The sequence below is a fragment of the Candidatus Pelagibacter sp. HIMB1746 genome (assembly GCF_052047555.1).
Lineage (GTDB): Bacteria > Pseudomonadota > Alphaproteobacteria > Pelagibacterales > Pelagibacteraceae > Pelagibacter.
Genome location: NZ_JBNAJZ010000001.1, coordinates 166,534 through 181,514 on the forward strand (window position 1 = coordinate 166,534; position 14,981 = coordinate 181,514).

Annotated in this window: 14 protein-coding genes; 10 read left to right on the forward strand and 4 right to left on the reverse strand. The window is 30.0% G+C overall.

Annotated features, from left to right (window positions below):
• The first annotated feature begins 11 nt into the window (after positions 1 to 11).
• Both speB and ACTTBM_RS00950 read left to right on the forward strand, forming a co-directional pair.
• Complete coding sequence (speB, locus tag ACTTBM_RS00945) at positions 12 to 971, forward strand: agmatinase (RefSeq protein ID WP_440614075.1); 960 nt, start codon at positions 12 to 14, stop codon at positions 969 to 971.
• A 20-nt stretch (positions 972 to 991) separates the two neighbouring features.
• The gene (locus tag ACTTBM_RS00950; protein ID WP_440634343.1) at positions 992 to 2,425 is read left to right on the forward strand and encodes an aldehyde dehydrogenase family protein; all 1,434 of its coding nucleotides are present in this window, start codon (positions 992 to 994) and stop codon (positions 2,423 to 2,425) included.
• Here ACTTBM_RS00950 and argE read toward each other — a convergent pair.
• Positions 2,422 to 3,600, reverse strand: a complete 1,179-nt coding sequence (gene argE / locus ACTTBM_RS00955; protein WP_440634344.1) for an acetylornithine deacetylase — start codon at positions 3,598 to 3,600, stop codon at positions 2,422 to 2,424. The genes ACTTBM_RS00950 and argE overlap by 4 nt on opposite strands.
• 27 nt (positions 3,601 to 3,627) lie before the next feature.
• On the opposite strand from argE, the gene ACTTBM_RS00960 reads away from it, so the two are divergent.
• From ACTTBM_RS00960 to ACTTBM_RS00995, 8 genes are read left to right on the forward strand one after another with little or no spacing between them, the layout of a single operon-like run.
• Positions 3,628 to 3,969 (forward strand): tRNA-binding protein, encoded by a 342-nt coding sequence (locus ACTTBM_RS00960; RefSeq protein ID WP_440634613.1) that lies wholly within the window; start codon positions 3,628 to 3,630, stop codon positions 3,967 to 3,969.
• A gap of 2 nt (positions 3,970 to 3,971) precedes the next feature.
• Positions 3,972 to 4,565: a LysE family translocator gene (locus ACTTBM_RS00965; protein WP_440634345.1), complete on the forward strand. Its 594-nt coding sequence runs from the start codon at positions 3,972 to 3,974 to the stop codon at positions 4,563 to 4,565.
• A 3-nt stretch (positions 4,566 to 4,568) separates the two neighbouring features.
• Positions 4,569 to 7,238: an aconitate hydratase AcnA gene (acnA, locus tag ACTTBM_RS00970; protein ID WP_440634346.1), complete on the forward strand. Its 2,670-nt coding sequence runs from the start codon at positions 4,569 to 4,571 to the stop codon at positions 7,236 to 7,238.
• A 1-nt stretch (position 7,239) separates the two neighbouring features.
• Entirely contained in the window at positions 7,240 to 7,884 is a 645-nt protein-coding gene (locus ACTTBM_RS00975) for a tetratricopeptide repeat protein (RefSeq protein ID WP_440634347.1), read from the forward strand.
• Positions 7,877 to 9,175: an outer membrane protein assembly factor BamB family protein gene (locus ACTTBM_RS00980; protein ID WP_440634348.1), complete on the forward strand. Its 1,299-nt coding sequence runs from the start codon at positions 7,877 to 7,879 to the stop codon at positions 9,173 to 9,175. Before ACTTBM_RS00975 ends, ACTTBM_RS00980 begins: the two co-directional genes overlap by 8 nt.
• A gap of 2 nt (positions 9,176 to 9,177) precedes the next feature.
• Entirely contained in the window at positions 9,178 to 9,609 is a 432-nt protein-coding gene (locus ACTTBM_RS00985; protein WP_440618146.1) for a hypothetical protein, read from the forward strand.
• Entirely contained in the window at positions 9,609 to 10,664 is a 1,056-nt protein-coding gene (gene zapE, locus ACTTBM_RS00990) for a cell division protein ZapE (protein WP_440634349.1), read from the forward strand. Before ACTTBM_RS00985 ends, zapE begins: the two co-directional genes overlap by 1 nt.
• Positions 10,661 to 11,080 carry a secondary thiamine-phosphate synthase enzyme YjbQ gene (locus tag ACTTBM_RS00995; protein WP_440634350.1) on the forward strand — a complete coding sequence of 140 codons (420 nt, stop codon included), beginning with the start codon at positions 10,661 to 10,663 and terminating at the stop codon, positions 11,078 to 11,080. The genes zapE and ACTTBM_RS00995 overlap by 4 nt, the downstream gene beginning before the upstream one ends.
• A gap of 1 nt (position 11,081) precedes the next feature.
• On the opposite strand, the gene ACTTBM_RS01000 is transcribed toward ACTTBM_RS00995, so the two are convergent.
• The 3 genes from ACTTBM_RS01000 to glnT are packed head-to-tail and all read right to left on the reverse strand — an operon-like array spanning position 11,082 to position 14,968.
• Entirely contained in the window at positions 11,082 to 12,503 is a 1,422-nt protein-coding gene (locus tag ACTTBM_RS01000) for a cryptochrome/photolyase family protein (protein ID WP_440634351.1), read from the reverse strand.
• A 5-nt stretch (positions 12,504 to 12,508) separates the two neighbouring features.
• Positions 12,509 to 13,639 carry a diaminopropionate ammonia-lyase gene (locus ACTTBM_RS01005; RefSeq protein ID WP_440634352.1) on the reverse strand — a complete coding sequence of 377 codons (1,131 nt, stop codon included), beginning with the start codon at positions 13,637 to 13,639 and terminating at the stop codon, positions 12,509 to 12,511.
• 3 nt (positions 13,640 to 13,642) lie between these two features.
• On the reverse strand, positions 13,643 to 14,968 hold the full coding sequence (gene glnT, locus ACTTBM_RS01010; RefSeq protein ID WP_440618151.1) for a type III glutamate--ammonia ligase: 1,326 nt from the start codon (positions 14,966 to 14,968) through the stop codon (positions 13,643 to 13,645).
• Between the last annotated feature and the right edge of the window lie 13 nt (positions 14,969 to 14,981).

A 14,981-nucleotide genomic window follows, 5' to 3' on the forward strand; every position in this document is an offset into this window, starting at 1 on the left:
ATTATTAAAAAATGACAAAAGAAAGAAACAAAAATCCTATTCAACCAGTAAGTGGAACAAAAGTACCTCGATATGCTGGCCCAAGTACTTTTGCAAGATTACCAGAATTGAGAGATGTTGAGAGCTGTGATGTAGCGATTGTTGGTGTTCCGTTTGATGCTGGAACCAGTTACAGACCAGGGGCGAGATTTGGTCCTCAGAGTATAAGACAAGCATCTAGACATTTAAGAACAAATTATCATCCAAGTTATGATGTGGAGCCTTTTAAAATTCAACAAGTTGCTGATGCTGGAGATATTTCATGCAATCCATTTAGTATTGATGAAGCTATTAAACAAATAGAAGAAGGGGCAACTGATCTATTAAATAAAGTAGGTGGAATAATTAGTCTAGGCGGTGATCATACAATTGCAGTGCCATTGTTAAGAGCAATTAATAAAAAAAATAAAGGACCAGTTTCTTTAGTTCATTTTGATGCTCACTTAGATACTTGGGATACTTATTTCGGTGCTCCATATACACATGGAACTCCATTTAGAAGAGCAAGAGAAGAAGGTTTATTTTTAGATGACGCCTCAATGCATGTGGGAATAAGAGGACCTCTTTACAGCAGAGATGATATAAAAAATGATGAAAGTTTTGGTTTTAAAATAATTCACTGTGATGAATTTCAAACTGAAGGAACAGATAAAATTGCAGAAAGAATTAGAAAAAGAGTCGGAGATAATCCACTTTATTTATCTATAGATATTGATGTTTTGGATCCCGCATTTGCACCTGGTACAGGAACGCCAGAAATTGCAGGAATGACAACTAGAGAAATGGTAAATGTATTAAGGGGGTTGTCTGGATTAAATTTAGTTTCAGCTGATGTAGTAGAAGTTTCACCAGCATATGATCATGCTGAAGTTACATCTCTTGCAGCTGCAACAATAGTTTACGAATTAACAAATTTATTTGCAAAATCATAAGGAAAGGATAATTTTAAATCATGTTAGATAAAAAAAATTTTTATATTAATGGTGCTTGGGTTAAACCAAACAGCGCTGAAGAAATTAAAGTAATCGATCCAGCTACAGAAGATAACTGTGCTGTAATTACTTTGGGAAATAAAGCAGATGTTGATCTAGCAGTTAGTGCAGCAAAAGATGCTTATGAGTCTTGGGCTTTTTCCTCTAAAGAAGAAAGAATTGCATTATTAGAAAAACTTTATGAAAATTATAAGAAAAGATGGGCAGATATTGCAGAAGCCATAACTCTTGAAATGGGTGCACCAAAAGATTTTGCCACAAAATTACAAGCAGGAACAGGAGCAAGTCATATTAAATCATTTATCAGATATTTGAAAAATTTCGAATTTGAAAAACCATTGGGAGAACACGCTCCTAACCAAAGATTAATTTATGAACCTAAAGGTGTTTGTGCATTAATAACACCTTGGAATTGGCCAATGAACCAAGTTTGTTTAAAAGTAATGCCAGCAATTGCGGCAGGTTGCACAATGGTATTAAAGCCATCAGAATTAGCGCCACTTTCATCAATGATACTTGCTGAAATTATTGATGAGGTAAAATTTCCAAAAGGTGTGTTTAATTTAGTTAATGGCGATGGAGCAACAACAGGCGATGCTCTTACAAGCCATCCAGATATTAATATGATCTCTTTCACAGGCTCAACAAGAGCTGGAGCTTTGATTTCTCAAAATGCTGCTAAAGATTTTAAAAGAGTAAGCTTAGAATTAGGTGGTAAAGGCGCAAATATAATTTTCAAAGATGCTGATCCAGAAGCAATTGAAAGAGGTGCTTTAAGATGTTTTAGAAATTCTGGACAATCTTGTAATGCCCCAACAAGAATGTTGGTTGAAAAATCAATGTATGATGAAGCTATAGAGAGATTAAAAAAATATACTGAAAATTTTGAAGTGGGTGATCCTAAAAAAGAAGGAGAGCACATAGGTCCAGTTATTTCAGAAACTCAATACAATAAAATTCAAACTTTAATTCAAAAAGGTATTGATGAAGGAGCAAAATTAGTCGCTGGAGGAATAGGTAAACCTGATGGATTAGATAAAGGTTACTTTGTTAAACCAACTGTTTTTGCAGATGTAAATAACGATATGGATGTTGCAAGAACTGAAATTTTTGGACCTGTTTTATCAGTTATCCCATTTGAAACAGAGGAAGAAGCAATTAAAATTGCAAATGACACTTCTTATGGATTAACAAACTATATTCAAACTCAAGACTCTGAAAAAGTTCAAAGAGTTGCCAGAAAATTAAGATCTGGAATGGTAGATGTTAATGGAGCTGGTATTGCTGTTGATGCACCATTTGGAGGTTTCAAACATTCTGGTATCGGTAGAGAAGCTGGCGAACATGGCTTAGAAGAATTTTTAGAGGTTAAAGCAGTAGGTGGTTGGAGTTAATTTACCGATTTATCTTTTACACCTTCTAAAAATTTAAGGCATTTTTTCATTTCATTTAATTCTATGAACTCATCAATTTTGTGAGCTTGTTCTATAGATCCAGGTCCACAAACAACTGTACTAATTCCTAGTTCTTGAAATAAACCAGCCTCTGTTCCAAAAGAAACTACTTCCCTTGAATTATCACCAGTTATATTTGATACAAATTCACATGCTTCAGATTCATCTAATCTATTAAAACCAACCACTTCACCAATTGTTTCTTTTTTAATATAAGAATCAGGAAATACTTTTTTCATTTCTGGTAGAAGTACTTCATTTGCATATTTATCAATTTCATTTGTTACAAATTCTCCATCTTCTTTGACAACTGGCCTTGTTTCCCATTCAACACTACATTTGTCTGCAATAACATTATGAGCAATACCACCTTTAATGCCTCCAATTGATAATGTTGAATGTGGAGGATCAAAAATACTATTTTCTTTAACTCGTTTTTTTAACTGTTCTCTTATTTCTAAAAGTTTTCCAACATATCTAGTAGCATATTCTGCAGCATTTACTCCTAAATGTGGTTTTGAACTATGTCCTGCAAGTCCTCCAAAGTGAACCGTGTATTCATTCATACCTTTGTGGGCATCTATAATTTTCATTTTAGTTGGTTCACCAATTATACAAATTCCATTTTTGATATCTCTTTTTTTCAATTCCTTTATTAATAAAGGAGCACCAATACATGCAGTCTCCTCATCAAACGTGTAACAGAAATGTAAGTCTCTATCTAAATTACTTTCTTTAAAGATTGGTGCATAAGCAAGTGTACATGCAATAAAACCTTTCATGTCACATGAACCTCTTCCATAAAGTTTATCGTTTTTAATTGTTGCAACAAATGGATCGGTGTTCCAACCTTTAGAAACTGGAACCACATCAGTATGTCCAGATAATATGATTGGTTTTTTTGAGCTTTGATTTTTTGCTTTTAAAGTTCCAAAAAGATTAACTCTTTTTTTATCATCATCGTAAACTTTGAAAGTATCTATTCCGATGTTATTTAAAATGTTTTCACAATAATCAATCAAATTACTATTATCTTGGCCTGAGATAGTTTTAAACGCAATTAAGTCAGTTAAAATCTTGATTGATTTTTCATATAAATTGTTATCTATACTCATAAACTTAAAACACTATATTATATTATGATTAAAGAGCAAATTACCTATGACATTTTTGACAAAGTAGATATTAGAGTTGGTACTGTAATTTCAGTTAAAAAAAATGAAAAGGCTAGAAAACCATCTTTAGTAGTTGAAGTAGATTTTGGAAGTGAAATTGGCATCAAACAATCATCAGCTCAAATTACTCATTATTATAATGAGGAGAATTTAAAAGGGAAGCAGGTCATTGCAGTTTGTAATTTTCCTGAGAAAAATATTGCTGGTGTAGTTTCACAAGTATTAGTTTTAGGAGCAATAGATGCTGAAGGGAAAGTTACTTTAGTACACCCATCACAAAAAGCTGAGAATGGTTTACCAATTGCTTAGCAATGCATCCTGAAATTCTTTCGATAACTTTATTTGGAATTGTTGCTGCATTTACACCTGGTCCTAATAACTTTGTAGCTTTTTATTCTGGTTTTAACTTTGGTATAGTTAGAACACTTCCACATATAATCGGGGTTACACTAGGTTTTCCATTTTTATTATTATGCCTAGCTTTAGGTTTGATAAATATATTTAAGCTTTATCCTTTAATTCAAGAAATATTAAAATATTTAGGAACTATATTTTTGATTTATTTAGCTTATAAAATTTCTTTTTCAGGTCCATCAAATCAAGAAAATAAAAATAAAAATCAAATTAAATTTCATGAAACTTTTATCTTTCAGTTTCTAAATCCAAAAGGTGTAATTGCATCTATAATTCTTGTATCTACTTATATAAACCCAGGAGAAACATTTGTGAGTTATACGACTCAAATTCTTGTTATGGCTTTATTAGTTTCAGTAACGAGTATAACTCTTTGGACATTTTTGGGTAAATTCTTTAGGAAATTTGCGACAAATCAGAAATTTATTAATTATTTTAATTATGCTATGTCACTGCTTCTTTTAACAAGCATAATAACTTTTTATTTATAAAATATGACACCAGGAAACAAAAATTCTTATAATTCTCTTAAAAAAATTAACATCAACAACAAAGAGTATAATTATTATTCATTAAGCGAAGCAGAAAAAAATGGGCTAGATGGAATTAATAAACTTCCAAAATCTCTAAAAGTTTTATTAGAAAATTTGTTGAGATACGAAGATGATTTGAGTGTTACAAAATCTCAAATAGAAGCAATTAAAAATTGGTTGGAAACAAAAAAATCAAAAACTGAAATTGCATATAGACCAGCTAGAGTTTTGCTCCAAGATTATACAGGAATTCCTGCTGTTGCAGATCTAGCTGCAATGAGAGAGGCTGTTAAAGAAAAAAATAAAGATCCAAATACAATCAACCCATTATCAGCAGTTGATCTTGTAATTGATCATTCTGTTCAAGTTGATCAATCTGCAAAAGCAGATTCATTTGAAAAAAATGTAGATATAGAATTCAATAGAAATGGTGAGAGATATTCATTTTTAAAATGGGGACAACAAGCTTTTGATAATTTTAGAATTGTCCCTCCAGGAACAGGAATTTGTCATCAGGTAAATTTAGAATACTTATCTAAAGTAGTTTGGTCTGAAGAATTTAAAGGTGAGAAATATATATTTCCAGATACACTTGTCGGCACAGACAGCCATACAACGATGGTTAATGGACTTTCTGTTTTAGGCTGGGGAGTAGGTGGTATTGAAGCAGAAGCAGGAATGTTAGGCCAACCTATATCTATGTTGATACCTGAAGTGATTGGTTTCGAAGTTAAAAATAAAATGCCCGAAGGTACAACGGCAACAGATCTTGTTTTGACAGTGGTTAAAATGTTAAGAGATAAAGGTGTTGTTGGAAAATTTGTAGAATTTTATGGAGATGGATTAAAAAATCTAACTCTTGCAGATAGAGCAACTATTGCAAACATGGCTCCAGAATACGGTGCTACTTGTGGTTTTTTTCCAATAGATGATGAAACTTTAAAATATCTAAAATTTTCAGGAAGAGATCAGCACACCGTTGAAGTAGTTGAAAAATATGCGAAGGAACAAGGGTTATGGGCAAGTAATGATTTAGAATTTACTGATGTAATTTCTTTGGACATGTCCACAGTTGTACCAACTATTTCTGGTCCTAAAAGACCTCAAGATAAAGTTTTGTTAACTGATGCACCAACTTCATTTAAAAAAGTTTTATCTGAAGCAACTAATAAAGATCAAAAATCAGTATCGAAAGTTTCAAATACTGATTATGAAATTCAAGACGGTTCAATTTTAATTGCTGCAATAACTTCATGTACCAATACTTCAAATCCAAATGTTTTAATTGGAGCAGGTTTGCTTGCAAAAAAAGCTGTTGAGTATGGATTAGAAGTTAAACCTTGGGTTAAAACATCATTAGCACCTGGATCTCAAGTAGTGACTGACTATCTAGAAAAAGCTGGTTTAAATACTTATTTAGATCAATTAGGTTTTAATTTAGTTGGGTACGGATGCACTACTTGTATTGGAAACTCAGGACCATTACCTGAAAATATAGTAGAAGCGATTCAAAAAGAAAATATTCATGCTGTTTCTGTACTATCAGGAAATAGAAATTTTGAAGGAAGAATTTCCCCACATATTAAAGCAAACTATTTAGCTTCTCCACCATTAGTGGTTGCTTACGCAATAGTAGGACATATGGAGTTTGATTTATACAAAGACCCACTTGGAAAAAGTAAAGATGGAAAAGATATATTTTTAAAAGATATTTGGCCATCAAATCAAGAAATAGAGGATACTTTAAAACAATCTTTGAATGCTGATATGTTTATCCAAAGATACTCAAATGTTTCCGACGGTCCTACTCAATGGCAACAAATTAAAACTGAAAAAAGTAGTATTTATAAATGGGATGAAGGTTCAACTTATGTAAAAAAACCTCCATTCTTTGAAGGTTTATCTGATGAACCAGAAGGATTTAAAGAAATTAAAGATGCAAGACCGTTATTAATATTAGGTGATATGATAACAACAGATCACATTTCACCAGCTGGAAGCATACAAAAAGATAGTCCAACTGGAGAATATTTTATGGAACATCAAATTTTACCTAAAGATTATAATTCTTATGGTTCAAGAAGAGGGAATCATGAAGTTATGATGAGAGGAACTTTTGCAAATATTAGAATTAGAAATGAAATGGCACCAGGAACTGAAGGTGGATTTACAAAATTATATCCTGAAGAAAAAGTAATGCCTGTTTATGATGCAGTTGTTGAGTATAAAAAAAGAGGAACTGATTTAGTGGTAATAGGTGGTAAAGAATATGGAACTGGCTCATCGAGAGATTGGGCCGCTAAAGGAACTAAACTTTTAGGTGTAAAAGCAGTTATTGCTGAAAGTTTTGAAAGAATTCATAGATCAAATTTAATTGGAATGGGAATTTTACCACTGCAATTTAAAGATGGAGAAAACAGAAAAAGCTTAAATTTAGTTGGTTCAGAACTAATAAGTGTAGTTGATATTGAAAAAGGCATAAATCCTTCTGATGAAGTTACTATAGAAATCAAATATATCTCTGGAGAAATTAAAAAAGTGAAGACTTTATCTAGAATAGATACTAAAAATGAGTTGGAATATTATAAAAATGGAGGAATTCTCCAATATGTGTTAAGGAACATGATTTGATATGGACGAAGATTTATCAATAATAAATGCAAATACTAGAAACGAAAAAATTAAGAACTTTTTTGTTAATAACAAAAAACTTCTAATTTCTTCAGTTATTGTTTTAGTTTTGGTTGTAATAGGAGTCTATAGTTATGATAAATATACAATTGATAAAAAAAGACAAATATCTGATAATTTTAATGCAATTACTATTGATCATTCTGAAAGTTCTAAAGACACAACTTTAAATAAATTATTGGAGATAATTAATCAAAAAGATCCAACTTATTCTCCACTCTCTCTTTATTTTATAATTGATAACAATCTCCTTTCTGATCAAAGCGAGGTTAATAAATTATTTGATGTCATAATCGATGAAACATCACTAGATAAAGAAATAAAAAATTTAGTTATCTATAAAAAGGCACTATTTAATGCAGATCAGGCAAATGAAGCTGATTTACTAAATATGCTAAATCCATTAATTAATTCAGAGAGTGTATGGAAATCGCACGCATTATACTTAATGGCCGAATATTTTTATGCACAAGATCAAAAACAAAAAGCAAAAGAATTTTTTCAACAAATAACGACTTTAGAAAATCCAAATCCAGATATAAGAATAGAATCAGAGAAAAGATTAAACAGAGATTTGAGTGATTAGACTATTAGCATTATTTATTACATTTTTTCTTCTAAATAATTGTTCTTTCAATGAAAATTCAAGAATTTGGAAAGATAAGGAAAAAGATTTATCAGAAAAAGAAAATGTAAAAAAAATATTTGCAGAGGAAGAGGTAAAAGCTTCTGAATTTAATCAAGAAGTTAAACTTGATTTATCTGGATTAAGAACATCCAATAAAATAATAGATAATACCAATAACTACGGTGCCCAAAGTTATGAAGGCCAATTACAAAAAATAGGTAATTTTAAATTTTCAAAGTTAGACGAAATAAATAATCTTAATTACAAACCAATTTTCCTATCAGATGGATTAATTTTCTTTGATAAAAAGGGTACAATTATTAGATACGATAATAATAAAAAAGTGTTATGGAAAAAAAATCATTACACCAAGTCAGAAAAAAAATTAAGACCAAAGTTAAATTTTGCAATTAAAGAAAACAATATATTCGTTACAGATAGTATTGCCAAATATTATTCGATTAATCTTGAAACTGGTGAATTGAATTGGTCAAAAAATAATACCTATCCATTTAATTCAGATATCAAAAGTTACAAAAACAAAATTTTTGTAGTTGATTATAAAAATACTTTGAGATGCTATAAAATTGAAGATGGATCTGAATGTTGGAATTTGCAAACAGAAGATTCTTTTACAATATCAAATGCAAAATATTCATTAATTATAATTGATGAAATGGTAGTATTTAGTAACTCAATTGGAGATATCACAGCAGTTGATGTTGAGACTGGATTAATTACTTGGCAGTTACCAACTCAAAGCAGTAGCATCATCAATGAAACTTATAATTTCAAAATATCAAAACTAGTATCAGATGGAAATTCCATCTTTTTTTCTAATAATAAAAATGAATTTTATTCAGTAGATGTTAAAACAGGAGTAGTTAACTGGATAAATGATTTAAATTCAAATATTACTCCAATAATTACTGGCAATTTGATTTTTACAGTTTCTAATGATGGATATTTGTATGTAGTTGAAAAAAACAAAGGCAACATACTTAGAATTACAGATCTTTTTAATAATTATAAATTAAAAAAAAGAAAAGAAATTGAACCAGTTGGTTTTGTGATAGGTAATACTAATTTGTATTTAACAAATAATGATGGAAAAATAATAATTGCTGACTTAAGTGAAGGAAAAGTTTTAAACGTAGAAAAAGTTTCTGGAGATATTGTTTCAGAACCATTTATATTTAATAATAATTTGTATGTAGTTAGAAACGGTTCTATCGTACAATACAATTAAATATGATCTTGAAACTTTTAGAAAAGATCGGAAGAAAAAAAGTAGTTCTAGATAGAGGACCATCACACCCAAAATTTGAAGAAGCGAAACCGTGGATGAATAGATATTATGTGATATTCAGAAATAGACCTAAATGGTTTCCATTTAATATATTAATTCATGAAATGTTAGATGATGATCATGGTGATGGGGTTCATAACCATTTATGCCCATATATTACAATAATTTTAAGAGGAGGGTACTGGGAAACAACAAAAAATGGAAGGTTTTGGAGAAAGCCTGGATACATTGGTTTTAGATCGGCAAATGCTTTTCACAGAGTTGATTTAGAACCAGGCACAAAACCAATGACAATATTCATTCCAGGACCATTTGGTTTACGAAAAGGACCACGATCAGAATATGGTATCGATTTTAAAACTAAAAGAAGTTAATGGCCTTATCTTTTGAAAAAAAATTTATATCTCACTGTAAAAAACAAAATTTAGAAATTAATCCTAGTCAGATAGATTTAGTAAAAAAATTACAAGAATACTACGAGGGTAATTTCCAATCATTAATATCAAAAATTTTTCAAAGCCAATCTTCTAAAAAAGGATTTTATTTATATGGTGATGTTGGTGTAGGCAAAACAATGATTTTAGATTTCTTTTTTGATCAATTAGATCATAAGAAATTAAGATTACATTTTAATGAGTTTATGTTGAGTTTCCATGATTTTGTTCATGCAAGAAAAGGTAGCAATCAAGAAAATATTATTAATGAATTTGTTAAAGACTTAAAATCAAAAGCAATGATAATTTACTTTGATGAGTTTCAAGTAACTAACATTGTTGATGCTATGATTTTAGGAAAATTATTTGATCAAATCTTCAAAGAAAATATAAAAATAATCGTAACCTCAAATACTCAAATCTCTGAGCTTTACAAAGATGGTCTTCAAAGAGATCAGTTCAAACCATTTATAAAAATAATGGAGGATCAATCTTTTCAATACGAACTTGTAATTGAAGATGACTATAGAAAATCTAGTAATTCTCAAGATAGATACTTTTTTCCACTTGATGAAGAAACTAATTTTAAAATAAATAAATTTTTTAGAACTATTACTAAAGATAAAGTTAAAACTGAGAAAATAATTAATGTAAAAGGAAGAAATTTTAAAATAGAAAATTTTTATGAAGGGGTGGCTAGATTTGATTTTAAAACATTATGTGATCAGAATTTAGGTGCAGAAGATTATTTAGAAATTATTAAAAATTGTGTTTTTATAGTAATCGATCAAATACCACAGTTTAATAATTTTAATTCTAACCAACAGCAAAGATTTATAACTTTATTAGATATAATTTATGATAATAGTGTTCCAATTGCAGTAACATCTAATCAAAGTTTGGATAAATTTACATCATCAAAACTATTAGAAAAGCCATTTGAAAGAACAATCAGTAGATTATACGAATTAACATCTAAAGTGATGAATTCATGAAACAAGAATTTTTTAATCTTCAAATAAACACAAATGGTCAAAAGTTATATGAATTTACAGATCAAACTCTTAATTGGATAAATGAAAATAATTTTAAGAATGGAATTTTAAATTTAAGTATTCAGCATACAAGTGCGTCTTTAATTGTACAGGAGAATGCAGACCCAGATGTACAAACTGATTTGATTAAATATTTTGACAAGTTAGTACCAATGGATAATTCGTATTATATTCATACAACTGAAGGTAAAGATGATATGCCAGCTCATATCAAATCTGCATTAACGAATAATCAAATTACTCTTAGTATCAAAAATAAAGAATTATTACTGGGTACTTGGCAAGGTCTCTATCTGTTTGAACACAGATTAGAGTCTCAAAAAAGATCTATAATTCATCATTTCTTGGGAGAATAAGTTATTTTTTCTTCAGAGATTGAAATGCATCCAATGCAGCAGCTCTTGCTTTTTCATGAATAACTATTGGTTGTGGATAGTCTTTACCTATAATTGTTTTAATAGCCTCTTGATATTTGACTTCCATTTCCCAAGGTTTGTGAATAAATTTTGCAGGAACTTTATTTAATTCAGGAACCCATTTTTTTACATAAATACCTTCCTTGTCAAATTTTTCACCCTGAAGAATAGGATTAAAAATTCTAAAGTATGGTGCAGCATCAGCTCCACAACCAGCAACCCATTGCCATTGTGCAACGTTATTAGCTTTATTAAAGTCAAGTAAGCAGTTTCTAAAATGCTTCTCTCCCTCTATCCAATTAATTCTCAAATGTTTTACTAAAAAGGATCCTACAACCATTCTAATTCTATTATGCATCCATCCAGTTTCGTATAATTCTCTCATACCAGCATCAACTATCGGATAACCTGTCATACCTTTTTTCCATGCTTTTAAAAACTTTTCATTTTTAGCCCATGGGAATTTGTCAAATTCTTTTCGAAAATTGCCTTTTAAGAATTCAGGAAAGTAATTAATTAGACTATGAGAAAATTCTCGCCAACCAAGTTCGTTTATATATTTTCTATACCCTATTCCTTTTGATTTGAGCTCACTGCATTTTTTCCAAATTGTATTCACATGAATTTGACCAAATTTTAAATATGGGGATAACCTAGAAGTACCATTTACAGAAGGGATATCTCTATTGGTCCCATAATCTTTAATTTTATTTTCTAATAAATCTTTTAGAATCTTTTGAGAATCATTTTCTGAAACTTTCCAATATTTATCAAATTTTTCATACCATTTTTTATTGGGTAAAATATTTTTGAGGTCTATAGAATTTTTAAAAAAATTGATGGCTTTAGTTTTCTTTTTTACAGTGTAATTTTTACTTGGAGGTTGATTTAGATAAATTTGTTCAGCAGTTCTCCAGAAAGGTGTAAATACTTTAAATGGTGTACCATCATTTTTAGTTACTTCTTGAAATTCATTTAAAATATTACCTTTAAAATATTTGTATTCTATTTCGTTTTTTATGAATAGATCTCTTATTTTTTTTCCTTTAAATATAACATCTGGTTCATAAATTTTATTCCAATAGATGTATACATCGTCCTTTTTTTTAAGCTTTGAAAAAATATCTAACTCATCTCCTTTTAAAATTTCTAGATTGATTTTAAATTTTGAAAGTTCTGTTTTTATTGACTCTAATGATTTAAATAACCACCATTTCTGAGCTTCTCTTTTGTTGTCAAATTCATTATTGTTATAAATATATAATGCAATCACATTTTCATGATTATTAGTTGCAAAGGAAAGAGCTGGATTATTATCAATTCTAAAATCTTCTCTAATCCAAAATATTCCAGTGCTTTTCATTATAATTATTTTTGATTTACTAATTTTTGATACATTTCTTGATCTGTATCACCCTCACAACCAAAAATTAATACATTAGAATTTTCATTAAGATCAATTTTTGTCTTAATTGTTTCATCTTCACAGCTTGCAATTAAACTAATTACACCTGGTGCAGCATTTTCACCTGCAACTATACTCTCTTCACTAAAGCTTGCATTTCCAAGTAATTTCATAGTTTTTGCGATATCATCATCGGGTAAACTTATACAGTGTTTAACTGAGTTTTTTAAGATTTCCCATGGCACAAGTGACACTTCTCCACACGACATCCCGCCCATTAAACTTTCTCGTTTAATGTCAATTTTTTCTATTTTTCCAGTTTTAATACTTTCCATTACGCAAGCTGCACTATCTGGTTCTACTACAATTATCGTAGGAATATTATCTAGGTATCTCGCTATCCCAGCTACCATTGCACCAGCCATACCACCGACTCCAGCTTGTAGAATAATATGAGAAATTTTTTCATCACTAATTTGTTCAGCTATTTCTTTCATCATTACTGAATAACCAGCCATTGTAAATTTAGGAACCAGCATATAATCTTTCCAAGCAACATCCTGAACAATTTGCCAATTATTTTCTGTAGATTGTTTTATGCATTCAATCAAAGAATTTTCGTAATTGCCTTTAACTTTTATAACTTCTGCACCAAGTGCTTCCATAGCTTTGCCTCTTGCATCACTTACAAATTCACTTATAAAAATTTTACATTTTAAACCTAATCTTTTTGCACCCCAAGCAACAGATCTACCATGGTTTCCAGCTGTAGCAGTCGCTACGACTATTTCTTTATTTCCTTTGGTAACTTTTTCAACAGCATAAGCTCCTCCTAGGGCTTTGAAGGATTTTAAATTAAATCTTTTATTTTCGTCTTTATAAAAAATATTTTTTAAATTTAATTCTTTTGTTAATTTTTTTAATTTAATTAAGGGTGTAGGGGAGTATCCTTCCCATTTCGAGATAGAATTGTACGCATCGTCTAGGTCTTTTGAAGTTAATGAGTTTAAGATTTGATCTTTATCAAATGAATATTTTTTATTATCTACAAATTCAGTTAATTTCCATTGATGACCATTAGATAAAACAGTCATTTTTTAACAATCTAGGGTGTTGTCTTTTTCCCACTTAGTTACAGGTTTTCTCTTATTAAAAGTTGATGAGCTTTTGAAATTTTTAATTTCAGATCTTTTTAATTTTGTATAGCTAGCAATAACATCTTTACCAAAAGCATTTGATAAGGATTTGCTCTTTTCAAGCATTTTTATGGCTTGTTCAATATCATTAGGTAATTTTTTTAAATTAGGATATTTTTTAAAATCTTCATACATGTTGCAGTGAAGTGGTTTTCCTGGATTTAGCTTTTTATTTATACCTTCTAGACCAGCAGCAATTATTCCTGCTTGCAACAAATAAGGGTTAGCAGACCCATCCATTAATCTTAATTCAAATCTTCCTTGATCCGGTATTCTGATCATATGAGTTCTATTATTACCTGTATAGGAAATACTGCTTGGTGACCAAGTTGCACCAGATTTTGTTGGTGGTGCATTAATTCTTCTGTAGCTATTTATTGTTGGATTAAAAAAAGCAGACAAAGCTTGAGTGTTATTCATTATACCACCTAAAAAATTGTAGGCTAATTTACTAAGCCCAAGATCATCTTTTTTATCTAAGAATTTATTATTTTTTCCATTCCATACTGATACATGTGCATGACAACCATTACCTGTTAAATTATGAAAAGGTTTTGGCATGAATGTTGCTCTTAAACCATGTTTTTCGGCTAAACTTTTAACCATATACTTAAAGAATACATGCCTATCTGCTGTGACAAGTGAATCTGAATAATCCCAATTCATTTCGAATTGACCGTTTGCGTCTTCATGGTCATTTTGATATGGCTTCCATCCCATAGCAAGCATACAATCACAAATCTCTTTGATTAATTCATATCTTCTCATTAATGCAGACTGGTCATAGCAAGGTTTAGACTGGATATCTCTTCCATCAGCTATTGAATTTCCATCTTCTGATATTAAAAAGTATTCACACTCAACACCTGATTTCATTTGTAATTTTTTTTGAGACATTTTTTTAATTTGCTCTTTAAGCATTACTCTTGGTGATGCCTTTACTGGTTTACCATCCATATATAAATCTGATGCTAACCAACCAACTTCTTTATTCCATGGCAATTGAATTAAACTGTCTGGATCAGGCACACCGAACATGTCACTATCAGCTGGTGTCATATCTAGCCATGTTGCAAATCCAGCAAATCCTGCACCATTTTTTTGCATTTCACCAATTGCTTGGGCAGGGACTAATTTTGATCTCAGAACTCCAAATAGATCTACAAAACTAATTAAAAAATATTTTATTTTTTTTTGCTTTGCAATTTGAGATAAATTTTTTGGCATAATTAATCCTACT